Below are 22,434 nucleotides of genomic sequence, written 5' to 3'. Positions count from 1 at the left end.
GCCGACGTCGTACACGCCGCTGCGGCAGCGCCTGCAGCGCGCCGGTTTGAACATGGCCTCAATCTGGGCGTTGGTGCGGCTCATGTCGGTTCCCCTTCGCGGCATCGCGGTCGCGGATCTCTCGCAGGGGACAGGGTCTGACGACTGAGCGCGTCCCCGAGGCCGCGGCCGAGCTGGCCGACACGCTGGGCCTGGAACGCCTCACGGTCGCGGCCGTCGCCCGTCATTTCGGGGTTGCCGACGCCAGCCTCTACGGGCACGTTCGCAGCCACGAGGCGTTGCTGCACAAGGTCGCGGTGCTGGCCGCGGCGGCGTTCGGCGACCGTCTCGCGCTCGCCGTAGCCGGCCGCTCCGGGCGTCAGGCCCTGATCGGTTTCGCCGACGCCTACCGGGCGTTCGCGGTGGCCCACCCTGGGCACCACGCGGCGACCCAGCTCCAACTCCCAGCCGAAATAGGCAAGTGCCCGGTCGGGCACCTACGGATGATCGAGCTGAGTTACGCGACTCTGCGGGGGTACGGCCTCAAGGAGCCCTACCTGACCGACGCCATCCGATTCGTGCGGAGCACGCTCCACGGGTTCGCGGCGCTCGAGACGGCCGAGGGGTTCGGGCATCCCCGAGACCTCGACGCGTCCTGGCGCGGTGTCCGGTGCGCCATCCACACCGCACTCTCGAACTGGGAAACGACAGAAGGAGAGCAACGATGAACAGCAACGACGAGGAGATCCGATCGGCGGACGGCACCAGGCTACTGGTCCGGCGGGCAGGTGCAGGCGACCCCGTGGTCCTGCTGCACGGCTCGGGCGGTGGCCTGCAGTCGTGGGCTTCGGTCGCCGCGCGGCTCGCTGGGTCGTACGAGCTGTGGATGCCGGCCTGACGCGGATATGGTCCCAGCGACGTCCGGAAGGCCGCAAGTCGTTCAAGGACGACGGCGCCGACCTGCTGGCCGTGGTCGAGACGATCGGGCGACCGGTGCACCTGGTCGGCGGCTCCTACGGAGCCACGCTGGCGCTGCACATGGCGGCAGCCGAGCAGAGCCGGCTGCAATCGCTGGCCGTCTTCGGGCCGCCGCTGTTCGCGGCCGGACAGTCGATCGCGCCACTGCTCGACCGCTATGCGGCCCTCGAGCGGGAGGACGCGGGTGAGATGTCTACCGTGCTCAAAGACGTGACCCGGGGGCCACCCGCAATCGTCGCGGCCTTCGCGGCCGCCCCAGGCGACAAACGACCTGACCCGGCCGAGGCCCGGCGTTCGGCGATCGGATGGCTGCACGACCTCGAAGCGCTTACCGACGACAGCACAGGCACAGCCCGCTGGTCGTCGATCACCGTCCCGACGCTGCTGATGCAGGGCGCCGACACCTGGGGGCCGACGCCTACCACCATGAACGAGCTGGCCGCGGCTATCCCCACAGCGCGCCGGGTCATCTGGTCACGCCAGTCCCACTTCGCGACCATGACCGCCCCCGACCTGGTGGCCGATGCACTCCGCGACTTCTTCGCAGGACCCGACAGTCGCTGAGCGGCACCGAGAGCACCGCATGACACGGCGTGACCACCCGAGGTGCGACCGCCAGAGCTTGTCCGAACGGCGAGGAGCGGTGATCACGCGATGAAGGCGGTGCGATTCCACGAGTACGGCGGGATCGATGCCCTGCGGATGGATGAGGTGAGGCGACCGACCCCCGGCCCCGGGTAGCTGCTGGTCAAGGTCCGCGCGGCTGCGGTCCAACCCGGCGAGGTGATGATCCGCAGGGCGCGGCATGGGCGGTGGCTGGCGAGGTTCCCCTCTAGGCAGGGCAGCGATCTGGCCGGCGTCGTGGCAGAGGCCGGCCCCCAGGTTCGTGGCATCGCAGTGGGTGACGAGGTCCTCGGCTTCACCCACACCAGGGCGAGCCATGCCGAGTTCGTCGTGGTCGATGACATGAATCTGACCCTGCGGCCGGAAGGGCTTTCGCCGACCATCCCCGCCTCCCCAGCGGGATCCAGACTCCACACGACCTGGTCACGCTCCTGCGCAGCAGGAAGATCACCATCGTCTGCCACCAGGAGCACTGCACACCAAACAACAGAAAGATCCGCGCAGGTCAACCTGCGCGGATCATAATCTATTTAGAGCATCCACGCTTAGCGTGGGTGTTCATGTGCTTAACGTACCAGCTCACGCCCTGTTTCAAAGACGCGTCCCCATTGAGTGGCGCGTTGAGAAGTTTATAGATGCCGCGGCGATTAGCTTGAGCGGTTCGCTCGAGCCAGGCAGGCGGGCCTTGACCGCGTCGAGGAGAACACCTTCGAGGAGGCTGCCGAGCATGATGACGGACTGGAGTAGGCGCCGTTGCGGTCGCAGACCCGCGCTTCGTTGAGTCGGCTTTCGAGAATGGTGGCGAGGTCGGCGTCGCGGACGAGGTCGGCCAGGCCCCGCGCCGGGCCCTCAGCATGCCAACAAAGCGGCAACAGAAACGCCAACCAACTTCATCGAACAGCAGCTATGGATTCCCACTCTAGTGAAAGACCGAGGCTAATCCTCGAAGGAGACCTGCGCGCCGCCGCTGGGCTATCTCCTCCGGGGCCTGGCACTGGATTACCTGCCCGACGAAAGTCGCGAGGAGTTGGGGCACCTTGCCTGCGGCCGAGCGGGGGCGCAGGTGGTGAGCGCCACGGATGCGGCCGGCGGGGACCGGGGCGCACCAGCGATTCAAAGCCCGCCGTCGGCTGTCACCGCAGGCGGGTGACCGTCTTGTGCTCGATGTAGCCGGTCAGGCCGACCTGGCCGTACTCGCGACCGAGGCCGCTGGCCTTGTAGCCGCCGAACGGGCCATCGAAGCTAATCGGCGAGCCGTTCAATGTGACAGTGCCGGTGCGCAGTCGGCGGGCCATGTCCAGTGCCCGCTCGGGGCTCGTCGTCCAGATTCCGCCGGAGAGACCGTAGTCGGAGTCGTTGGCTATCCGCACTGCCTCGTCCTCGTCGTCGTAGGCGATCACGGCCAGGACCGGGCCGAAAATCTCCTCCTGCGCGATGCGCATGTTGTTGGTGACATCGGCGAAAACGGTCGGGGTGACGTAGTTGCCCTGCTCCAGGCCCTGGGGCACCTCGGGGCCACCGGTCACCAGGCGGGCGCCTTCCGCGATACCCAGCTTGATGTAGTCGATCACGCGGTGCTGCTGGTCCGGCCGGATCATCGGGCCGACGAAGGTGTCCGGCTCTGACGGATCTCCGACCTTCAGCGACTCCACCATCTCCTTCAGCGCCGCGACGACCTCGTCGTAGCGGCTGCGCGGCGCCAGGATCCGGGTCTGCAGGATGCAGGCCTCGCCGTTGTTGCCCAGGGAACCGAAGCGCAGCCCCTGCATCACGGCGGGCAGGTCGGCGTCGGCCAGGATGATGGCGGCGGACTTGCCGCCCAACTCCAGGCCAACCCGCTTGAGGTGCTCCCCGGCGATCGAGGCGATACGACGGCCGGCCCGGGTCGACCCAGTGAACGAGATCTTGTCAACGTCCGGGTGCGCGACGAGGTATTCGCTGGTCTCCCGGTCCGCCGGGAGAATGCTGAGCACGCCATCGGGGAGGCCGGCCTCGTGCCAGAGGTCGGCAAGCAGCATCATGCTCAGCGAGTTCTCCGGGGAGACCTTCAGTACCACGGTGTTGCCGGCCAGCAGCGCGGGGACCAGCTTGGCGGTGGCGGCGGAGAACGGCGAGTTCCACGGGATGACCGCGGCGACCACGCCGATCGCCTCGCGCCGAACGATGGTGTCGAAAGCCACCGTGAGGTCGGAGGGCTCGACGACCTCTTCCCAGCCGAACTCCTCGGCCGCCTTGAGGTAGGCGTTGACCTGCCGGGTCAGGAAAGGCTGGCCGGCCTTCGTGAACCAGCCGGCCGATCCGTTCTCGGCCGAGATCGCTGCCGCAATCTCGTCGGCCCGCGCGGCGCGCAACGCGTCGTAGCGGCGGATGACCTCTTGGCGCTCCTCCGGGATCGTATGCGGCCACGGCCCGTTGTCGAACGCCGTGCGGGCGGCGGCGACAGCCGCGTCCACATCGGCGTTGGCGGCCTGGGCCACCTGGCCGAGCACGGACTGGTCGTGCGGGGAGCGGATCTCCAGCAGCTTCGAACTGCTGGGCGTCATCCAGGTACCGCCGATGTAGAGCTTGTCGCGAACAATCATCAGTCACGTCTTTCTAGTGAGGGGAGGGAAATCGGGCGTCAGGCGCGGTGGAGCGTGCGCCCTAGCTGATTGGGGAAGTTGGGGGGCGGACCATCTTGGCGACCGAGGTCTCGGTGAAGTCGCCGAGACCGTCGAGATCCGTGGATTGGCTCACCTCGCGCCACGCGGCGTCCTCCGTGGCCCGGGCCTCGGCGATCAATGGCGCGAGCCAGGCCGCGTCCGAGCCCAGGAGGAGCCGCGCCGGCGGCTGCGGCTCCTCCGTGATCCGCAGGATTACCCGCGCCATTTTTGCTGGATCGCCGCGCTGCACGTCCGGATTGTCATGGTACGTCCGTACAAAGGCGCCAACTGTCTCGTCGTACTCGTCCTGCATGGGCGGCACGGACATCGGGGCAGCCGCCCACGGCGTCCGAATGCCGCCCGGCTCGACCAGGGTGGCGTGGATGCCGATCGTCTCCACCTCGCGGGCGAGGATCTCCGTGAAACCGCCCAGCGCCCACTTGGCCGCCTGATATGCCGCCAGGCCGGCCTGGGCGCGTCGGCCGCCAATCGTCGAGACGTTCACGATGCTGCCGGAGCGCTGTGGGCGTAACACCGGCAGGGCGGCCCGCACCATGTTGACCGCACCGAAGAAATTGATCTCGACGATCCGGCGAAACTCGTCCTCCGGCATGTCTTCAATCGAGCCGACGCTGCGGTATCCGGCGCTGTTCACCAGCGCGTCGAGGCGGCCGAACTCGCTGACCGCGTACTGGACCGCCGTCTGTGCGTCAGCGCTGGAGGTCACGTCGACTGCGAGTACGCGCAACCGGTCCTGCTGTTGGTCGGGCACCGGCAGGACGTCGGTGGTCAAATCCGTCGCAAGCACGTTGTGCCCGGCCTGCAGCCCGGCATCGACCAGGTGCTGACCGAGGCCTCCGCCCGCTCCGGTCACCAAGAGTGTCTTTGTCATTGCGTCTCACCCACACTTTCACGGAATTTCGGGGCACGGCTGCGCCCTCCACACCGAGCCGCGACAAGCGGCCTGAGCGCATGCTCGGCCACGAACAGTCCGCAGGTCGCCGGGCTCTGGCGGTCAGGACTCAACCGGGTGGTCCGTGGAACGACTGACCTCGGCCCACGTCCGAGCCTCCGTGTTGCGCTCGTCGCCCGATTGCAACGCGATCTCCAGGGCGTCGCTGCCGAGCAGCAGTCGGCGAGGGGGCTCCGGCACGTCGAGGATGTCGACGATCGCCTTTGCCATCCGGGCCGGGTCACCAGGCTCGTTGCCGGCGTAGGCCGCGAACCGCTCCAACCACGCGCCGACGGTCTGCTCGTAGCCCTTGCTGAGCTGGCCGGAGGCGGTCGCGGCCCCGGCGGCCCAACCGGTACGGATGCCGCCCGGCTCGACGATCGTCACCTTGATGCCCAACGGGGCGACCTCGTTCGCCAGCACCTCGGAGAAGCCCTCGACGCCGAATTTCGCCGTCTGGTAGGCGCTGAGGCCTGGGGTGCCGCCGACCCGCCCGCCGATGGACGAGATCTGCACGATGTGTCCGGCGCGCTGGCGGCGCAGGACGGGCAGCGCCGCCCTGGTCACGTTGACGGTTCCGTACAGGTTTGCGTCGACCTGTGCCCGGAACTCATCCTCCGGGAAGTCCTCCACCGAACTGCTGGCGGCGTAACCGGCATTGTTGATCACCACGTCGAGGGAGCCGAACTTGTCGACGGCCGCCGCGACCACGTCGCGGCACGCCTCAGGCGAGGTGACGTCCAGCGGCAGGGTCAGGAGCCGCTCCGGGTGCTCCCGAGTCAGGTCCGTCAGCGAATCTGGGTTGCGCGAGGTCACCGCAACTCGATCGCCTGCCCCGAGTGCCGCCAGGGTCAGGGCCTTCCCGAGACCCTGGGAACCGCCGGTGATCAGCCATGTCCGTGCCATGGTGCCTCCTTCTGTCTAGAACTGAACCCACTCGGATTCAGCCTGCCTGTGCCACGAGATGCGCGTAGCAGATTCTCACCTAACCACCACTTGACTGTAGCACTAACTGACTCGAGCAGCTCCTCTATGAGGATGATCGTGAGGTTATCTACTACCACTGTTACGCTTGGAGCTATCATGAGAGCTGACGCCGCCCGCAACCTCGCTGCCGTCCTGCGCACCGGGGCCCGCCTGCTGGCGGAGGACCCGAGCACCTCGATCTCCGCCATAGCCAGCGCGGCGGGAGTGGACCGCACGACCGTTCACCGCCGCTTCGCCAATCGCGAAGCCCTGCTCAGCGCCGTCTTCCAGGCCAAGCTCGACTCGGCGGAGCGAGTCCTCGACGACTCGCGGCTTACGGAGGCGCCGGTAGCGGTCGCATTGCACCGCTACGTGGAAGGGATCATTCCGGTCAGCCGTGACTGGCCCGTCGACACGCGCCGCATGATGCGCGCGGATCCCGCCGCCGACAGACGACGTCAGCAGCAGAGTCAGCGACTGAATGACTTCCTCAAACGCGCTTCCGATGAGGGCTACCTTCGCCCCGACACCTCCCCGGCCTGGGCGCGGGCGGTCCTCGACCAACTGGTGGAGACCGCCGCCCATCACTTCCCCGAAACGGCTCCCCCACGGGCGGCCGACCTGGTCGTGGAGACCTTCCTCAACGGCCTCGGCCCGTCGTGACAACCGGGAGCCGCCACCGAAGTTCGGCCTAGGTCCGGGATCCCGCTTCTCCGGCACCAGGGGTCGGCGGTGTCACATTGACGGCTGATCTTGGTTGTTGCAGTGGGCTGCTTCCTCAATCGCCAGCGCCGCACCTGCGGCGGCGACACGACCTGGGATCGGGCCCAAGGCGACGGCGCAGCCGCAGCTCGATGCCATCACTGTGACCCGCGAGAGCTCCACCGGCCCGGTGCACCGGCTTCGTCGGGAGCGTTTGCGTGTAGTTCGACCCGCGCTTCGAGTCCGACGACTCGCGATACAAGCGCAGAGCGCGATGACGTAGCTCGTCGGGGTACTTCTTCGGTGCTGCCACGGACGACTTGCTCCCCCATTGGCCACCGCGCCGAAGTTACCGCTGGGATGTGACACTCTCAGCGACCGGCCGAGAGGCTCCCACGGCTGGCAATCCCCCTGGTCGAGTTGCCAATGTCGGCGGCGGAAGCACCGCGGTGATCGGCAGGGTGAGCGGTAGTCCCCAACCGAGTGCGCGTCCGGGCAGCCGCCACGCCGAGCGGAGGTCTGCCCAACCGACCCGCATCCCGTCGGTGAACAGCACCGCGAACAGCGCCAGCTCGGCGAGTTGCGCCACGATCGGCGAGTCGGCGCGCAGGTGCAGCACACCGGTGGTGTCCTCGCCGAGCAAAAACCCGGCAAGCAGGAACAGCGCCGCGGTGGACAGGATGGTGCGGTGTGCCAGTGCCGAGACGAGCACAGCGGCCAGCAGGACGGCGGCGAAGCACAGCAGCAGCAAGGAAACCCCTCCGAGAGCGCGAACCAGCACGGTGCCGACCAGACTTCCCGGCGCTCCACGGATCCCGGTGATCGTAACGGCCACCGACACGAGGCGCGACGGCGGCCAGCGCCAGCCGGATTCGCTGCCCTATCCCCGAGGTGACATACCGGAGTACCGTGATGGCCGGTGTGCCGGGAAGCCTGGTCGGCAGTCGTGCAACGTCGTCGACCGGAGGGACCGTATGACTGCGTCCGCCATCCGCACCCATCGCCTGACCAAACGCTACGGCAAACTGCTGGCCCTGGACGAGCTGAACCTCGACGTGCCGGCGGGCGAGGTGTTCGGGTTCCTCGGCCCGAACGGTGCCGGGAAGTCCACCACGATCCGGCTCCTGCTCGGACTGGCCCGGCCCACCGCCGGCCAGGCCTGGATCTTCGACGCCGATGCCGGGGACGTTTCCGCGGCTCACCGGCTGCTGGCGTACGTGCCGGCCGACGTGGCGCTGTGGCCGCAGCTCACCGGCGCGGAGACCCTGGAGCTACTCGCCGCGACCGGGCCGGCGGTCGATCGCGCTTACCGGGACGAGTTGGTCGAACGCTTCGCGCTCGATCTGTCCACCCCGGCTCGCGCCTATTCCACCGGTAACCGGCAGAAGGTCGCCCTGATCGCGGCGTTCGCCACCCGCGCCCCACTGCTGGTCCTCGACGAGCCGACCAGCGGCCTGGACCCGCTGATGGAGCTTCAGTTCCGCCGTGCTGTCGCGGTCGCCCGGGACAATGGGCAAACCGTCTTCCTCTGCTCGCATCAGCTCGCCGAGGTCGAAGCGGTCTGCGACCGGGTGGCCATCCTGCGCAGTGGTCGACTCGTCGACGTCGCGGGCGTCAGTGCACTGCGCCGGCTGCGGCGCACCGAGGTGACCGCCCGGTTCAGCGGCTCCGTACCCGACCTGCGCGACGTAGCCGGGGTGGAACTCGTCGCTCAGGACAGCGGCATGCTCCGCTTCACGATGACCGGACCGCCGGCACCGGCACTGCGCGCCCTCGCCGCCACCGACGTCACCGCGCTCACCGTCCGGGAGCCGAGCCTGGAGGAGATCTTCCTCGGCTACTACGGGGAGACGTCCCGATGACCGTCATCGTCGCACCGGAGCATGCCCGGCCGGTCCGCGCGAGCGCTGGTGGGACCGTTACCCGCCTGGTCGTCCGGCAGGTACGTCGTGGAACGGCCATCGTGCTCACCGTGGTGGTCGGCATGTCGGTGCTCGTCGCCGTCACCTACACCGAGACGATCAGCGACGGTGGCGGCGCCGAGGCCCTCGCCGCGCTGGCCGGTAATCCGGCGATCCGCACCCTGTTCGGCGAGCCCGTCGGCCTCGACACCGTCGGCGGTTTCACGGTCTGGCGCACCGGCACCGTCCTTGCTGTGCTGTTGTCGGTGTGGGGAGCGCTCGTCACCACCCGCGTCACCCGGGGCGAGGAGGAAGCCGGTCGCTGGGACCTGCTGCTCGCCGGACGGTTGGGCCGCAGCGCACTACTCGCCCGGCACCTCGCGGTGCTGACGGCCGCGATGATCCTTGTGGGGGCGGCGCTCGCCACGGCGCTCGCCTCGGTCGGCACGCCGGTGCGGGGGGCGGTCGTACACGCCACCGGTCTGGCGTTGGCCGGTGCGGTGGCGGTCGCGGCGGCGGCCCTCGCCGCGCAGGTCTTCCCGGCCAGGTCCGCGGCGACCGGAGCCACGCTGGCGTTTCTCGGGGTGGGACTACTGACACGGATGGTCGGCGACGGAGTCACCGTCCTCGGTTGGCTGCGCTGGCTGCCACCATACGGTCCACTGGCATTGGTCGGTCCGTACCGGAACGACCGGTTGGCGCCCCTGGCCGTTCTCGGGTTCACCGCGATCGCGCTCACCGTCGGCGCGCTCGCCCTGATGCGGCGGCGGGACGTCCGGGAAGGACTCCTCTCCCCCGCTTCCGGACGGCCGGCACGGCTGCGGCTGCTCGGCTCGGTAACGGCCTTCAGCGTTCGACGGCTACTGCGGTCGTTGGCGGGTTGGTCGACCGGGGTCGGCGGGTACTTCCTGCTGATCGGTCTGCTCGCCGAGTCGCTGACGACGTTCCTCGCAGACAATCCGCGCTTCGCGGACCTGGCGGCGCAGGCCGGCTTCGCCGGCCTGCACACCGTCCGCGGGTACGCGGCCACGCTCTTCGCCCTGCTCGCCATACCGGTTGGCGCGTTCACCGCCGTCCGTCTCGGCGCGTTCGCCGCAGCGGAGACCAGCGGCCGCCTGACCCTGCTGCACGCCGGGCCGACCACCCGCGTCCGGCTGCTCGGCGCCGAGATCCTCACCACCACGGCGGGCGCGGCGGTCCTCGTCACCGTCGCCGCAGTGGCCGCATGGCTGGGCTCGAACCTGGTCGGTGCCGGGTTGCCACTGCCGGCGGCGCTCGCCGGCGCCTGGAACGTCCTCCCGGTCGTGCTGCTCAGCCTCGCCGCAGCGGTCGTCACACTCGGTCACACGACGCAGGGTGTGGTGGCGTGGGGCGTGGTGCCGACCGCTGGTGGGTTCCTGCTCACGGTCGTCGCCGACAGCGTCGACGCGCCGGGCTGGGTACGCGGGCTTTCGCCGTACACCCATCTCGCGGCCGTGCCCTCGACGACGCCGGACTGGCCGGCGATGGCCGCCATGGTCGCGGTGGCGGCCCTGGCCCTCCTGGTCGGCCTGGCGACATACCGGAGACGCGACCTGCGGCTGTAGCCCACCGGTCCGCGCGGTGAGCTGATGGGTGGGGCGACCGTCCCGAACGGCCGTGAGAGCATGCGGTTCATGATCCGGACCGGCCAGATGACCCCATGGGGCGTGCGCGCTAGGGGCGCCGGCGTGGGCACCCGGCGCACCGGCGCGGCCGACGGATGCTAGACCCGGTGCCGACGTGGCAGCGGCGAAGTAGGCGACTGTGGCATCCCGCGCAGGTCATCGCGGTCGGCTTCGGCACGGCGGTGGCGGTCGGTACCGGCCTGTTGTCGCTGCCCGTGGCCACCCGTTCCGGCCAGCGCGCCGAACTGATGGATGTGGTTTTTACCGCGACCTCGGCGGTGTGCGTGACCGGCCTGGTCACCGTCGACACCGGCAGCTACTGGTCCAGCTTCGGCCAAGCGGTGATCCTGCTGCTCATTCAGGCCGGCGGCCTGGGCATCATGACGCTGGCGACGTTGTTCACCGTGCTGCTGTCGCGGCGACTTGGCCTACGGGCCCGGTTCCTGGCACAGGCGGAGACGAAGAGCCTCGACCTCACCGACGTGCGCGCGGTGGTCCGCCGGATCGTGCTGTTCAGCCTCGCCAGCGAAGCCGTCGTCGCGGTGGTGTTGACGCTCCGGTTCATCACCGGCTATGACGAGCCGTTCGGCGAGGCGCTGTACGACGGGGTGTTCCACGCGGTGTCGGCGTTCAACAACGCGGGCTTCTCCACCAACGCCGACAGCCTCGTCGGCTACGCCACCGACCCCTGGATTTGCCTGCCCATCGCCGCCGCGGTCATCCTGGGCGGGCTGGGCTTTCCGGTCGTGTTCGAACTGCTCAAAGGCTGGCGCCGCCCCGCGCTCTGGTCGGTGCTGACCCGCATCACCCTCGCCCTCACGGGTACGCTGCTCGTGCTCGGCACCCTTGTGCTCACCCTCGCCGAGTTCTCCAACCCGCGTACCCTCGGCCCGCTCGGCGGCGGGGAGAAACTGTTGGCCGGGTTCTTCGCCTCGGCCATGACCCGCACGGCCGGGTTCAACAGCGTCGACATCGGCGGGATGCGGCCAGAGAGCCTGCTCGCCAGCGACGTGCTGATGTTCATCGGCGGTGGCAGCGCCGGCACCGCCGGCGGGATCAAGGTCAGCACCTTCGGGCTGCTGGCATTCGTGCTCTGGTCGGAGATGCGCGGCGAGCTCCACGTCAACGTCGGCCGGCGGAGCATCCCCGCGAGCAACCAGCGCCAGGCGCTCGCGGTCGCCCTGCTCGGGGTCGGCGCGGTGGTCACCGCCACCTTCGCGCTGTTGGCTATCACCTCGTACCGGCTCGACGTGGTGCTGTTCGAGGCGGTGTCCGCGTTCGCCACCGTGGGCCTGTCCACCGGCATCACCGGAAACCTACCGCCGCAGGCGGACCTGCTGCTGGTGGTGCTGATGTTCGCCGGCCGGGTCGGTCCGCTGACCCTGGCCTCGGCGCTGGCGCTGCGCGAACGCAACCGCCGCTTCGAGTTACCCGAGGAAAGGACGATCGTTGGCTGAGGCACGCACCGAACCCGTGGTCGTGATCGGGCTGGGCCGGTTCGGCTCCGCCCTGGCCCTGGAACTGGTCAGCCGAGGAACCGAGGTTCTCGGCATCGACCACCGCCCGAAGGCCGTCCAGGCCCTCTCCGGACAATTGCCACACGTCGTCACCGCCGACTCCACCGACATCGAAGCCCTGCGGCAACTTGGCCTGGCCGAGTTCCACCGCGCCGTGGTGGCCATCGGCACGGACATCCAGGCCAGCATCCTCACCACCAGCCTGCTGGCCGAACTCGGCATCCCCGACATCTGGGCCAAAGCAATCAGCGGCCAGCACAGCAACATCCTCACCCGCGTCGGCGCCCACCACGTCGTCGCACCCGAGCACGACATGGGCGAACGCGTCGCCCACCTGCTCTCCGGGAGAATCCTCGACTACGTCGAAGTCGACGCCGACTTCGCCGTCATCAAGACCACCCCACCCCGGGACATCGTCGGCCTGCCACTACGCGAATCCCGCCTCCGCAGCAAATGGGGCGTCACCGTCGTGGCCGTCAAACCCCAGGCAGCGGTACCCGGCGGCAAACCCCGCGCCTTCACCTACGCCACCCCCGAGACCGTCCTCGCCTACGGCGACCTCATCCTCGTCGTCGGCACCCTGGACAACGTCGAACGTTTCGCCACCACCGATTAGCACGCCACTGTCCGTCAGTGGACGTTAGATGCCGGTCACGGTTCCGTCTTCTGCGGGCTTGCCGGGGCGCTCCTGAACGATTGCGGGGTCGATGGCTACCCTCGGGCTTCTCCTCCTGCTCATCTCACCGGCATCGAGGCGGCGGTGGGCCAGGATTCAAGGCTCAGCTCCGGTAAATGCCCAGACGTTGATCAGCAGTGCCGCGCCCACAACGGCGGCCAGCGGGACGCCCGTGCCGCTGCCGAGGAACAACACGCCGCATATCCCGCCGAATGCTGCTCCTACCAGGGCGAAGACCGCCGCGCGCCACCACCATGGTCGAGCCCGGGGCGGCGACGCCCCGGCCGGGAGGATGACGAGGTCGCGGAGCGCGTCACTGACGTCGGCTCGTTCGTCCAGCACCACTCGCTTCGGCGGCTGATGTCGTAGCCGGCCAATCGGCACCAGCCGCACCTGGCCCGGCATCTCGATGACCACTCGGCGCTTTGTCGAGACGTCGCCGTGGACCGTGACGTGAACGGTGCCGCTCACCGAGTCCACGACCGGGTGCCACATGACCCGCTGCCAGCGGTCGGGACCGCGGTGTCTGTTCGTTGCGAGGGCGATCCAGGTGCTGTTACCGACCGATATCGGTGGGCCGTCCGGTCTGTCGCCGGCGAGTACCGATGCCTCCAGGAGAGAACTCGGCCGACCCGCGGCTCGTCGGAACAGGATGCCACGTAGCGCCCAGGTCAGCACGACCAATACGGCCACGAAGCCCGAGATCACGATCGGAACCGTCAGATCGTCCTCGTTGCTGGTCTCGTCCGGGTCGGCCGGGAAGCCACGGGGCGTGGGCTCGGCCGGGTCGTACGCGACCGGGAACGGTCGGTCCTTCGTGTACCGGTCGGTGTCGTAGATGCCGAAGCGCTGCACGTGTTCCTGGCCCGCCTGGTCCACCCATCGGACACGGATGTCGTCGAGGTCCCCGATCCCGTCCTCGACGACGATGCCCTCGACCACCGCAGTGGCTCGTGCCTGCGCGCTGGCGTACCGGTACCCCTTCCAGCCGAGGACGCTCCCGACAATGGCGAACGCGAGCATGGTGGCGGCGAGCGCCAGAAGCGCGACGCGCAGAACCGGCCTCTGACCATTCATCGCACGGCCCACGCTGTGAAGCGCGGCAGCAGTTGCCGTACCCGAGCCGGATCACCGCTGTCGACGACGTACTCCACCAGTTCCTCGACGTCGAGCAGCCCACCGGCGGGGTCGACCAGCACGCTCGATGTCCACCGGCTGGCACGTGGCCACCCGGCCTCCTGGAGCGCCCCGCTGATCACATGCCCGACGTAGCCGACCAGAACGGCGCGTGCCGCGGCGGCCCGCATCGGCGCTGGCAGCCTTCCCGTCTCCGGGTCGAGCGCCCGAGCCAGTTGCGCCCACGTGCTGTCCGCCACGGCGTCGGCCGCGATGGCCACCGCGGCGCGTACGGAATCCTGACCCGTCACCTGCATGAGACGCGACGCGACCTCCCGCGTGCTCGCCTCGAAGCGGTCTGGTGCGAGGTCGAGGAGACGAACCGGTCGAGGCTCGTCCGGAACCTCGTGTGCGCTGACGAGGTCCCGCACGCACCATCGCTCCAGCGTGTCGGCGTTCCGCAGGGGCACCGGTGAGCTCGCGTCCCAGCCGAGGCCGAGGTGCTCGGGTAGCGCGGCGAGTCGGACGGCCAGCGGGGGCTCGATCGCGATGCCCATCGGGTCGTCCTCGTCGGCCGCAGTAGCAGCGGCGGCTAGGCGCGGCGCGACGTACGGATCGGCGAGTGCCGCGTCGAGTGCTTCGTACAGGTCCTCCGGGTAGTTCCCGTCCTCGCCCAGCACCTCCGTCCAGGTGTCGCCGAGCGCGTGGAAGGCCGCATCGATGATGCCGATCTCGACGAGAGCACCGCGGATGGCCGGCGTGCCGGCAACCGCGGCGGCATCGGCATCCGCGGCCAAGACCAGCGGCCAGACCCGAGCCCGGCTCGCCCGCAGCAACCGCTCGACCAGGACGGCCGGAGCCCGGAGGCGGTTCTCGATGCTGGCCACCAGGGATCCCCGCGCGCGAAGCAGCAGTTGGGTCCGCCGGTCCCCGGCATGCTGTTCTTCAGCGAACTCGCGTGCCACGAGGGCGGCGATTTCGGCAGCGGTGAGCCGGCGCACCAGCGGCAGACCCAGGAAGAGGGTGAAGGTACGAAACCCCGACGTCCGGGTGGGCAGGACGGCGACCTCCGGCTCGGCCACGATCCGCGCGAGCAGCGGAAAGCCAAAGCCGAGGCGCTCGGCAACCTGCCGCACCAGGGTGGTCAGCTCGGGCTCATCGGCCGGACGCACGGCGTGACCGGTGAATCGTGGCCGATGCGTCAACAAGGGGATCACGTTGAATGCGAGCACCGGGAGCACGATCCACACGAACGGCACCCAGTCGCGGAAGACCGCCACAGCGGCGAGCACGGCCAAGCCGAACAGGAGGACGGCCGGATGCGCGAGGGCGGTCATGGCCGCGACAAGCATCCAGCCGCGCAGGGCAGACAGGCGGGCGGTGGCCGGGCTCATGGTCCCACCTCACCCCTCGCTAGCACGGGGGTCGAGATACGGTGCCCGCCTCCATCGGTGGAAGGTCATTGAGGGCGATACCGAACCGGAGGCGGTGTGTGCTGCGCGGGTCACGGCGGCCAACCAGGCCGGACTCGTTCGTCTGGCCAGACTGCTCGACGGCAGCCGACACAGGAAGGTAAACACTTCTGACCAGCCGGCGCACCGGTGAGGAGTCGAGCGGTCATGGCGAGGGCCTCGGTGCGGGTGCCCGCCCGTCCGGCTCGGTCAAGAATCCTTTCGGCGCAGCCGCCTCGATGTGCTGACGCAGCGCCGCGATCTCCGCCCGCAGCGCCGCGACGTCCGCGCTCGTCGCGGCGGCCGGCTGCTCGGAGGCTGAAGCGACCCGCTCCACGATCCAGGTCGCTAGCGAACCCGTGACGAAACCGATCAGACCGATCCCCCCGATCATCAACCCGAGCGCGACGAACCGCCCCATCGAGGTGACCGGGTAGTGGTCGCCGTACCCGACGGTGGTGATGGTGACTGTCGCCCACCAGAGGGCGTCGTCGAACGACGTGATGTTCGGATCGGCCCCGGACCGTTCGGCATCCAACACCGCGAGCGCGGACACCAGAACCAGCAGCACGGTGGTGGTGGCGACGTAGACGGCGAGTCGGCCCCGCGCCCAGACCTCCGTGCGCCGGCTGATCGTCAACACCACCATGATCAGCCGTACGGCGCGCAAGGGGCGCAGCACCGGTAGTGCCAGCACGACGAGGTCGAACAGGTGGCCCCGCAGGAACCGACGCCGGTCGGTGGCCAGCTTCAGGCGTACCAGCATGTCGAGCCAGAACAGCAACCAGATGACGACCGACGTCACAGCGCAGGCGTCCCGCCACGCCGGCGCCAGATCGGTGCGCAGGATCGGCGCCGCGTACACCCCGAGGAAGACCATCGACAACACCGTCAACGGCGCTGCGGTGAGCCGCTCCCAGTTCGCCGACCGGGCCAACCGCCGATCTGCCCCACCCTGCATCTCTGGCTCCGCCCGAAGATCCGGTCCGCTCATATCGGCAATGATCACCCTCCAGCGTGCGTGGGCTCACTCGGTCATCACGTCAAACCCGGCCAGGATCCCGTGGTTAACCATGTCGGCGCGCAGTGGGGACTTACTGATCGTCCTTCTTGTCCCGCCATCTGTCGATGAGCGCCGGCAGTTCACGCCAGAGGTAGTCGTAGAAGTCGCGCATCTCGGTAAGGCGGGTTGCGGCGAGGCTGCCCACGCCGGCCACCGTGATGCCTTCTTCGGCGGCTTCCCGCATGCTTCCGATCATCGCGTTCTGGCCGGACATGAGGGTCGCCCACGCGCCGTCACGAAGCCGGAAGTGCTCGCGGCGACTACCCGGAGCGGGCACTCGCTCGATCAACCCGACGGTTCCGAGGGACTTGATGGCGGTGGACACGCTGCCGGAACTGATGGCCAGGGTGTCCGCGATCTCGCCAGCGGTCATCGTCTCCTGCTCGGTGAACAGCAACGCCGCCAGCACTCGCGCCGTCATCCGTTGCAACCCGCCCTCGGCGAGGGTCAGTGCCAGCTTCTCCGCTGGACCACTCAAAGCCATCCGCGCCCTCCCGCGCTCGATCGACCAGAAGCCTAACATCTTGCAATCTTCAGAAATCTTTGAACATTCGATACTCTGCAAGCCATGGCTGATGTGATCCAGCTGGAGAAGCTGACCAAGACCTACGGCCGCCGCACGGGACTGCGCGGCCTCGACCTGTCCGTCGCCGAGGGTGAGGTGTTCGGCTACCTGGGTCCGAATGGGGCTGGCAAGTCGACCACCATCCGCGTGCTACTGGACCTGATCCGACCGACCAGCGGACACGCGCTGGTGTTCGGGCACGACCCGCGCCGGGACGCGGTGGCGCTGCACCGGCGGATCGGGTATCTCGCCGGGGAGTTCGTGGTCAACCCCCGCCAGCGCGTCGGTGAGTGCCTGACGTTCCTGGCCGACCTGCGCGGAGGCGTGCCGAAGGCCCGCATCGGCGAGCTGGCCGGGCGGTTGGAGTTGGATCTGACCGCGCGGATCAAGACCCTGTCGAAGGGCAACCGGCAGAAGATCGGCCTGGTACAGGCATTCATGCACCGCCCCGAACTGTTGATCCTCGACGAGCCGACGTCCGGGCTGGACCCCCTGGTGCAGCAGACGTTCCTCGACCTGGTCCGCGAAGCCAGAGCCGACGGGCAGACCGTGTTCATGTCCTCGCACATCATGAGCGAGGTCGAGGCGGTCGCCGACCGGGTCGGCATCATCCGCGACGGCCAGCTCGTCGCCCTCGACACGGTGGCTCGACTCCGCGACCGCAGCGTGCACGAATTCCTGGTCACCTTCGCCGACCCGGTCGATGACACCGCACTCGCCGCCCTGCCGGAGGTGACCGGCCTGACCGCTGACGGCCCGACCGCGAGGTTCCGCCTCGCCGGCAGCCCCGACGGGCTCATCCGCGTACTCGCCCAGCAGCGGGTCGTGAGCCTCCGTGCCACCGAACCCGACCTGGAACAGCTGTTCCTCACCTACTACCAGCCCGACGCTGCAAGCAAGGAGACCACGCATGCCTAACCTGCTGACCAAGACGTTGTGGGACGGCCGGCGGGCCCTGGCCGGTTTCACCGCCGGCATCGCCCTGCTCGCAGCGATGTATGCCGGCTTCTATCCCCAGGTCGCCGACCGCGCGATGGGACAGACCGTCCAAGGCTTCTCCCCCGGGCTGCGGCAGGCGCTGCGGATGGAGGACCTCTCCTCCGCCGCCGGGTATCTCGGCTCCAGCGTGTTCGGCATCATCGTGCCCCTGGTCGCCGTCATCTTCGGCATCGTCACCGGCACCCGCGCAGTCGCCGGCGATGAGGAAGCCGGCTACCTCGACCTACTCCTCGCCCACCCGGTCAGCCGCACCCGGCTGCTGCTGCACCGCTTCGCCGCGCTCACCGTCAGCGCCATCCTCATCGCGGTGGTGGTCCTGCTGGCCCTGCTGGCCATCCGGCCCGGCGCACAACTCGACAGCATCACCGTCGGCGAGTTCACCGCCCAGTGTCTCGCCCTGGCCCTGCTGATCATCGTCTTCGGGACGGTCGCGATGACCGTCGGCGCGGCCACCGGCAGCCGACCCGCCGCCCTCGCCGGCAGCGCGGGCATCGCCGTCCTCACCTACGCCGCCAGCACCTTCGCCAGCCAGATCGGCGCCGACGCCCTCCGCTACGCCTCCCCCTTCCACTACTACATCGGCGGAGAACCCCTGCGTAACGGCTTCCAATGGGCCGACCTGACCATCCTGACCGCCACCACCGCGGTCCTGCTGACCGGCGCCGTAGCGGCATTCAACCGCCGCGACCTGACCAGCTGACCGCGACCGCCCTCACCACGCCAGCGGTGTGGCCCGACGCACTGGACGTCATGCAGCCACGGGCATCAACTCCGCCGCGGCCCCCGCGGGCACGGCAGCCCCGATCCTGCCGCCGTCACTGACCGGCACCTCGGACACGATGTGTGAGACAGCCCTGCTGCGCTTGGCGCACGGGCCATGAACGGCGGCGATCGTGGCGAGTCGGTCGGACCGTGCTGAACGCGCCGGGCCGATCTTCACCAGACAACCACAGCACCGCACCGCTGCGACCGCAGGTGCAGGCGGGAAGAAGACAAAGAGCCGCATGTCATCACGCCTGTGGGCACAAACAGAGCGCCGGGTTGGAAAGGACGCAACGAACTGAGCGGAGCACGACCGATCCGCTCGCCGGCACCACCGCAGCACCAACAACATGATCATTGTGTGTGACCACCACGCGTGGACCATCGAAGTCGAGCCCGCGATCTACCCGCTCACCCCGGCGGGGAGCTTCCTCGCCACCACAGCAAAAATCCCCGTCCAACGGGACGGGGATTGCTCGAAACGCGAAGAGAAATCACGCTTCGTGGGGAAATAACGTGTCCTAGGATCGACACGAACCGATACCCAACACGGGTTGCGCCTTATCGGCGCTATTCCACTCGCCTGAAATCAGGCTACCTGTAGGGTCCCGGGCTGACCGCCCGGGATCCGGTCGGCACGAGAGGCTCCTCAGCGTGAAGCGGCGAGAGATTCATCGTTCACCTTGGCCTGGCGCGGAATGTGAGCCGTGGTCGTAACCGGTGGGGTCCGGCCGCGTTGGGCTGATCATGGGTGAGCGTGCGGCGTATCCGAGTGACCTGACCGATGAGCAGTGGGCGGTGGTCGGACCGTTCCTGCAGGCGTGGAAGGACCGCCACCCGTCGGTGTCGGGGCATCAGGGTCGCTACGAGCTGAGGGAGATCGTGAACGCGATCTTCTACCAGAACCGGACCGGGTGTCAGTGGGCGTACCTGCCGCACGACCTGCCGCCGAAGTCCGCCACCTACTACTACTTCGCCCTGTGGCGTGATGACGGCACCGACCAGGTGATCCATGATCTGCTGCGTTGCCAGGCGCGGGAGAAGGCCGGCCAGGTTCGCCGCCCGCCCGCAGCCCGCCGGGCGGGAGATTCCCAAGCATCTGCTTGACATTCGGCAGAAAGCGAGGAGACTCCAAGCATGTCCTTGGAAAGTGGGCGGCGGCGCGTCATCGGCGACCCGGTAGCCATGCGCGCTCTGGCCCACCCGCTTCGACTCAAGCTCCACGCACTCGTCGGCCGTGAGGGCACCATGACGGCTGCGACGGCCGCGCGCGCGCTGAGGATCAGCCAGGCGCTCGCCTCCCATCACCTGCGCCAGCTCGGGAAGTACGGCTTCGTCGAGCAGGCCGGCCGCAGCGACAACCGGGAGCGCCCGTGGCGGGTGACCGCCGTTTCCCAGGACTGGGAGCCCGGCGAGACAGCCGAGGGCCACGAGGGACTGAGCATGTTGGAGCGGTTCGTGCTGGAGCGCAGCGCCGCTCAGTTGGCCGAGTGGCAGCAACGCCGCCCGGAGATGGATTCCCGCTGGAGTGAGCACACCGGGGTCTCACAGAACCTCGCCTATTTGACCGTCGACGAGCTGGCCGAGCTGCACCGCGCCTGGGAGGCCCTCATCTCGCTCTGGGTGCAGCGCCGTCCGCTCGGCGACACCGCGAGCCGGCCCGAGGGTGCCGTACCGATCGACATCACTCTGATCATCGCGCCGCTGCCGCCGACCGCGTCAGGCGGTTGACCGACGCTTCGGCTCCCCCTTCGTGTTCCGGCGAGGGCCAACCCGTGCGCTCGATGGGTGCACCGATCGAAGGAGGGAATGCTGTGCCACCGCCGACCAACGCCTCGAGGATCCGCCGCGACTATCTGATCCTGCTCGCCCTTCGGTGGTTCCCCAGCGGCCTGATCATTCCGGTGCTGGTGCTCCTGCCGCTTCAGCGTGGACTCAGCCTCGGCCAACTCGGCGTGGTCATGGCGATCCAGGGACTGACGATCCTCTGCCTCGAAGTGCCGACGGGTGGCGCGGCCGACACGTTCGGTCGGCGACCGGTACTGCTCTTCGCCTCCGCGGTCAACATCTGCTCCCTGCTGCTGTTCGCCTTCGCGTCGTCGGTTGCCGCCTTCGCCGTCTACTTCCTGATCCAGGGCGTCTATCGGGCCCTCGACAGCGGACCGCTCGATGCCTGGTTCGTGGACAGCACCCTGGCCCGGGACCCGGACACCTCCATCGAGCGCGGACTCGGTCTGGGTGGCACCGTGATGAGCATCGCCATCGGCGCGGGCTCGTTGCTGAGCGGCCTCCTCGTTGCGGTTCAGCCGATTCCCGGCGTTCCCGGCATCGTCACGCCGGTCGTCATCGCGATCGTGGTGCGGGTGATCGAGCTCGGGTTCGTGACGGTCCTGCTGCGCGAGGAGCCGCGGAACCGGCCGGAACGGTCCGGACGAGACCGCCCGTCGGTCCGATTCGGACGGACGGTCGCCAGTGCAACGCGGCTCATGACCCGCTCCCGTGTGCTGATCTGCCTGCTCGCCGTGGAGATCCTGTGGGGATTCGGGATGGTCAGCTTCGAGACGCTTACCGCGGTCCGGCTGACCGCGGTAACCGGAGACACGGAACAGATCGCCTCGCTGATGGGGCCGTTGACAGCGTTCGCCTGGATCGCCTCGGCAGCCGGCGCGGCTCTGATCATCCCGGTTGCGGAACGCGTCGGCACGCCGCTCGCCGCCGCCCTGATGCGGGTCCTGCAGGGGCTCGCCGTCGCCGCGATGGCACTGTTCGGCGGGCTCGCCGGCATCATCACCGCGTTCCTCGCCTGCTATCTCGTGCACGGCGCGTCGAACCCGCTGCACAACGCGCTGCTGCACCGCCAGGTCGGCACCGACGAGCGCGCCACCGTGTTGTCGCTGAACTCGATGGTCTCGCAGCCGGCCGCCGCACTCGGACTCGTCACGCTGACCGCGCTGGCCGACGCCATCAGCCTGAGCGCGGCGATGGTGATCGGTGCGATCATCCTGGCCGTCGCCGCCCCGCTGTACCTCGCGGCGCGCAACGACCGCCGCCCGGTGACGCCGCAACCCGCTACGACCCGCTGACCGGTCGAGGACCGATCAGCGGGGCAGCGAGGTGCCGGGTCACGAGGAGGAGTGGCGAGGCAGGCAGATGCCGGACAATACGGCCGTGAGTACGGTGAACATCGCGTCCGTCGAACTCTCCTGGTAGAAGTGGCCCCCGTCGAACACGTGCAGCGACGATGGCGCGGTGCTGTGCCTCCGCCAGCCGAGCAGGTCAGCCTCGTCGACCTCGGGGTCGTCACGCCCGCCCAGCACATCGATCGGCACGGTGAGCGGGGGCCGTTCGGCGTACCGGTAGCGCTCGCACGCCTCCAGGTCCGCCCGCAGGATCGGAATGGCGCGGGCGACCAGGTCGGGGTGATCGAAGAACTCGGGCGGCGTGCCGCCCTGCGCCCGTAACATCGTGGTCAAGGCGGCATCGCTGCCGAGGTGGGACGATGTCCGGAGCCGGTTCCAGCGGTCCGGGCTGCGCGCGCTACTGACCACCAGGCGCCGCGGCTCCGGACCGCCCCTGTCCCGCAACATCTGGGCGGTCTCGTACGCGAGCAGACCGCCCATGCTGTGCCCGAACAGGACGAACGGCAGCCGGTACCGTTCGTCCGCTATGCCGTGGGCGATCTCGGCGCTCAACTCGGCGATCCGGGTGCGCGGCGGCTCATCAGCCCGGGCGCCCCGTCCGGGCAGCTGCAACGGACACAGCTCGACGTCCGGTGGCAGCCGATCGGCCCAGCCGAGATATGCCGCCGCGCTGCCGCCCGCGAACGGCAGGCAGTAGAGACGGATCCGCGGCGTCGCAGTGGATCGGCGGTACGGCAGGAGACCGGTGTCCATGG

21 protein-coding genes and 3 pseudogenes are annotated in these 22,434 nt (G+C 69.0%); 15 read left to right on the top strand and 9 right to left on the bottom strand.

Features of this window, described 5'->3' with window-relative positions; all coding sequences use genetic code 11:
- Positions 1-116 precede the first annotated feature (116 nt).
- The 5 genes and pseudogenes from ACIBTX_RS09760 to ACIBTX_RS09740 all read left to right on the top strand — a co-directional run.
- Positions 117-278: pseudogene (locus ACIBTX_RS09760) on the top strand (TetR family transcriptional regulator); the annotation flags it as partial.
- Positions 279-707 (top strand): TetR-like C-terminal domain-containing protein, encoded by a 429-nt coding sequence (locus ACIBTX_RS09755; RefSeq protein WP_357392394.1) that lies wholly within the window; start codon positions 279-281, stop codon positions 705-707.
- The gene (locus ACIBTX_RS09750) at positions 704-877 is read left to right on the top strand and encodes an alpha/beta fold hydrolase (protein WP_396832325.1); all 174 of its coding nucleotides are present in this window, start codon (positions 704-706) and stop codon (positions 875-877) included. Before ACIBTX_RS09755 ends, ACIBTX_RS09750 begins: the two co-directional genes overlap by 4 nt.
- The gene (locus ACIBTX_RS09745; RefSeq protein ID WP_396832324.1) at positions 862-1,521 is read left to right on the top strand and encodes an alpha/beta fold hydrolase; all 660 of its coding nucleotides are present in this window, start codon (positions 862-864) and stop codon (positions 1,519-1,521) included. Before ACIBTX_RS09750 ends, ACIBTX_RS09745 begins: the two co-directional genes overlap by 16 nt.
- Positions 1,522-1,698: 177 nt before the next feature.
- The gene (locus ACIBTX_RS09740) at positions 1,699-2,106 is read left to right on the top strand and encodes an alcohol dehydrogenase catalytic domain-containing protein (RefSeq protein WP_357128520.1); all 408 of its coding nucleotides are present in this window, start codon (positions 1,699-1,701) and stop codon (positions 2,104-2,106) included.
- Positions 2,107-2,714: 608 nt separating this feature from the next.
- Here ACIBTX_RS09740 and ACIBTX_RS09735 read toward each other — a convergent pair.
- The 3 genes from ACIBTX_RS09735 to ACIBTX_RS09725 all read right to left on the bottom strand — a co-directional run bounded on the left by ACIBTX_RS09735 (position 2,715) and on the right by ACIBTX_RS09725 (position 6,081).
- Positions 2,715-4,124: an aldehyde dehydrogenase gene (locus tag ACIBTX_RS09735; RefSeq protein ID WP_357128609.1), complete on the bottom strand. Its 1,410-nt coding sequence runs from the start codon at positions 4,122-4,124 to the stop codon at positions 2,715-2,717.
- A 100-nt stretch (positions 4,125-4,224) separates the two neighbouring features.
- Positions 4,225-5,097 (bottom strand): SDR family NAD(P)-dependent oxidoreductase, encoded by an 873-nt coding sequence (locus tag ACIBTX_RS09730; protein ID WP_357392391.1) that lies wholly within the window; start codon positions 5,095-5,097, stop codon positions 4,225-4,227.
- Between the two features lie 141 nt (positions 5,098-5,238).
- On the bottom strand, positions 5,239-6,081 hold the full coding sequence (locus ACIBTX_RS09725; RefSeq protein ID WP_357128511.1) for an oxidoreductase: 843 nt from the start codon (positions 6,079-6,081) through the stop codon (positions 5,239-5,241).
- A gap of 177 nt (positions 6,082-6,258) precedes the next feature.
- Between ACIBTX_RS09725 and ACIBTX_RS09720 the strand changes: the two genes are divergently transcribed.
- The gene (locus tag ACIBTX_RS09720) at positions 6,259-6,804 is read left to right on the top strand and encodes a helix-turn-helix domain-containing protein (protein ID WP_357392390.1); all 546 of its coding nucleotides are present in this window, start codon (positions 6,259-6,261) and stop codon (positions 6,802-6,804) included.
- Positions 6,805-7,282: 478 nt separating this feature from the next.
- Here the strand turns inward: ACIBTX_RS09720 and ACIBTX_RS09715 are convergent.
- Positions 7,283-7,594: pseudogene (locus tag ACIBTX_RS09715) on the bottom strand (sodium:proton antiporter); the annotation flags it as partial.
- Between the two features lie 223 nt (positions 7,595-7,817).
- Between ACIBTX_RS09715 and ACIBTX_RS09710 the strand changes: the two are divergent.
- The 4 genes from ACIBTX_RS09710 (at position 7,818) to ACIBTX_RS09695 (ending at position 12,523) form a co-directional block, all read left to right on the top strand.
- The gene (locus ACIBTX_RS09710; RefSeq protein WP_357128505.1) at positions 7,818-8,705 is read left to right on the top strand and encodes an ABC transporter ATP-binding protein; all 888 of its coding nucleotides are present in this window, start codon (positions 7,818-7,820) and stop codon (positions 8,703-8,705) included.
- Positions 8,702-10,330 carry a hypothetical protein gene (locus ACIBTX_RS09705; RefSeq protein WP_357392389.1) on the top strand — a complete coding sequence of 543 codons (1,629 nt, stop codon included), beginning with the start codon at positions 8,702-8,704 and terminating at the stop codon, positions 10,328-10,330. Before ACIBTX_RS09710 ends, ACIBTX_RS09705 begins: the two co-directional genes overlap by 4 nt.
- A gap of 167 nt (positions 10,331-10,497) precedes the next feature.
- Positions 10,498-11,847, top strand: a complete 1,350-nt coding sequence (locus ACIBTX_RS09700; protein WP_357128499.1) for a potassium transporter TrkG — start codon at positions 10,498-10,500, stop codon at positions 11,845-11,847.
- On the top strand, positions 11,840-12,523 hold the full coding sequence (locus ACIBTX_RS09695) for a TrkA family potassium uptake protein (RefSeq protein ID WP_357128496.1): 684 nt from the start codon (positions 11,840-11,842) through the stop codon (positions 12,521-12,523). Before ACIBTX_RS09700 ends, ACIBTX_RS09695 begins: the two co-directional genes overlap by 8 nt.
- A 156-nt stretch (positions 12,524-12,679) precedes the next feature.
- Here ACIBTX_RS09695 and ACIBTX_RS09690 read toward each other — a convergent pair whose 3' ends face one another.
- The 4 genes from ACIBTX_RS09690 to ACIBTX_RS09675 all read right to left on the bottom strand — a co-directional run bounded on the left by ACIBTX_RS09690 (position 12,680) and on the right by ACIBTX_RS09675 (position 16,697).
- Entirely contained in the window at positions 12,680-13,660 is a 981-nt protein-coding gene (locus ACIBTX_RS09690; RefSeq protein WP_357174158.1) for a hypothetical protein, read from the bottom strand.
- The gene (locus tag ACIBTX_RS09685; RefSeq protein WP_357128490.1) at positions 13,657-15,093 is read right to left on the bottom strand and encodes a hypothetical protein; all 1,437 of its coding nucleotides are present in this window, start codon (positions 15,091-15,093) and stop codon (positions 13,657-13,659) included. Before ACIBTX_RS09685 ends, ACIBTX_RS09690 begins: the two co-directional genes overlap by 4 nt.
- Positions 15,094-15,316: 223 nt before the next feature.
- Positions 15,317-16,111: a potassium channel family protein gene (locus tag ACIBTX_RS09680; RefSeq protein ID WP_357128487.1), complete on the bottom strand. Its 795-nt coding sequence runs from the start codon at positions 16,109-16,111 to the stop codon at positions 15,317-15,319.
- A gap of 133 nt (positions 16,112-16,244) precedes the next feature.
- On the bottom strand, positions 16,245-16,697 hold the full coding sequence (locus tag ACIBTX_RS09675; RefSeq protein ID WP_357128484.1) for a MarR family transcriptional regulator: 453 nt from the start codon (positions 16,695-16,697) through the stop codon (positions 16,245-16,247).
- 84 nt (positions 16,698-16,781) lie between these two features.
- Between ACIBTX_RS09675 and ACIBTX_RS09670 the strand changes: the two genes are divergently transcribed.
- The 5 genes and pseudogenes from ACIBTX_RS09670 to ACIBTX_RS09650 all read left to right on the top strand — a co-directional run bounded on the left by ACIBTX_RS09670 (position 16,782) and on the right by ACIBTX_RS09650 (position 21,622).
- Entirely contained in the window at positions 16,782-17,696 is a 915-nt protein-coding gene (locus ACIBTX_RS09670) for an ABC transporter ATP-binding protein (protein ID WP_357128482.1), read from the top strand.
- Positions 17,689-18,477, top strand: coding sequence for an ABC transporter permease subunit (locus ACIBTX_RS09665; protein ID WP_357128479.1), 789 nt, complete (start codon positions 17,689-17,691; stop codon positions 18,475-18,477). The genes ACIBTX_RS09670 and ACIBTX_RS09665 overlap by 8 nt, the downstream gene beginning before the upstream one ends.
- Positions 18,478-19,286: 809 nt before the next feature.
- Positions 19,287-19,610, top strand: a pseudogene (locus ACIBTX_RS09660) (transposase); the annotation flags it as partial.
- A 66-nt stretch (positions 19,611-19,676) separates the two neighbouring features.
- Positions 19,677-20,270: a helix-turn-helix domain-containing protein gene (locus ACIBTX_RS09655; protein WP_357128476.1), complete on the top strand. Its 594-nt coding sequence runs from the start codon at positions 19,677-19,679 to the stop codon at positions 20,268-20,270.
- An 83-nt stretch (positions 20,271-20,353) separates the two neighbouring features.
- Positions 20,354-21,622 (top strand): MFS transporter, encoded by a 1,269-nt coding sequence (locus ACIBTX_RS09650; RefSeq protein ID WP_176730629.1) that lies wholly within the window; start codon positions 20,354-20,356, stop codon positions 21,620-21,622.
- A gap of 39 nt (positions 21,623-21,661) precedes the next feature.
- On the opposite strand, the gene ACIBTX_RS09645 is transcribed toward ACIBTX_RS09650, so the two are convergent.
- A complete protein-coding gene (locus ACIBTX_RS09645) occupies positions 21,662-22,432 on the bottom strand; it encodes a thioesterase II family protein (RefSeq protein ID WP_091606449.1) in 771 nt (256 codons plus the stop codon).
- Between the last annotated feature and the right edge of the window lie 2 nt (positions 22,433-22,434).

Source organism: Micromonospora sp. NPDC049359, from assembly GCF_044466585.1.
Classification (GTDB): Bacteria; Actinomycetota; Actinomycetes; order Mycobacteriales; family Micromonosporaceae; genus Micromonospora.
Note: the sequence above shows the minus strand (reverse complement) of the source record. Positions and strands in the feature narration are given on the sequence as shown.

Bases quoted from the DNA above. Each gene is read 5' to 3' on its own strand.
- ACIBTX_RS09675 (WP_357128484.1), bottom strand. From the start codon at position 16,697: ATGGCTTTGAGTGGTCCAGCGGAGAAGCTGGCACTGACCCTCGCCGAG.
- ACIBTX_RS09690 (WP_357174158.1), bottom strand. From the start codon at position 13,660: ATGAATGGTCAGAGGCCGGTTCTGCGCGTCGCGCTTCTGGCGCTCGCC.
- ACIBTX_RS09670 (WP_357128482.1), top strand. From the start codon at position 16,782: ATGGCTGATGTGATCCAGCTGGAGAAGCTGACCAAGACCTACGGCCGC.
- ACIBTX_RS09725 (WP_357128511.1), bottom strand. From the start codon at position 6,081: ATGGCACGGACATGGCTGATCACCGGCGGTTCCCAGGGTCTCGGGAAG.
- ACIBTX_RS09750 (WP_396832325.1), top strand. From the start codon at position 704: ATGAACAGCAACGACGAGGAGATCCGATCGGCGGACGGCACCAGGCTA.
- ACIBTX_RS09720 (WP_357392390.1), top strand. From the start codon at position 6,259: ATGAGAGCTGACGCCGCCCGCAACCTCGCTGCCGTCCTGCGCACCGGG.
- ACIBTX_RS09655 (WP_357128476.1), top strand. From the start codon at position 19,677: ATGTCCTTGGAAAGTGGGCGGCGGCGCGTCATCGGCGACCCGGTAGCC.
- ACIBTX_RS09680 (WP_357128487.1), bottom strand. From the start codon at position 16,111: ATGCAGGGTGGGGCAGATCGGCGGTTGGCCCGGTCGGCGAACTGGGAG.
- ACIBTX_RS09735 (WP_357128609.1), bottom strand. From the start codon at position 4,124: ATGACGCCCAGCAGTTCGAAGCTGCTGGAGATCCGCTCCCCGCACGAC.
- ACIBTX_RS09710 (WP_357128505.1), top strand. From the start codon at position 7,818: ATGACTGCGTCCGCCATCCGCACCCATCGCCTGACCAAACGCTACGGC.
- ACIBTX_RS09685 (WP_357128490.1), bottom strand. From the start codon at position 15,093: ATGAGCCCGGCCACCGCCCGCCTGTCTGCCCTGCGCGGCTGGATGCTT.
- ACIBTX_RS09665 (WP_357128479.1), top strand. From the start codon at position 17,689: ATGCCTAACCTGCTGACCAAGACGTTGTGGGACGGCCGGCGGGCCCTG.
- ACIBTX_RS09645 (WP_091606449.1), bottom strand. From the start codon at position 22,432: ATGGACACCGGTCTCCTGCCGTACCGCCGATCCACTGCGACGCCGCGG.
- ACIBTX_RS09705 (WP_357392389.1), top strand. From the start codon at position 8,702: ATGACCGTCATCGTCGCACCGGAGCATGCCCGGCCGGTCCGCGCGAGC.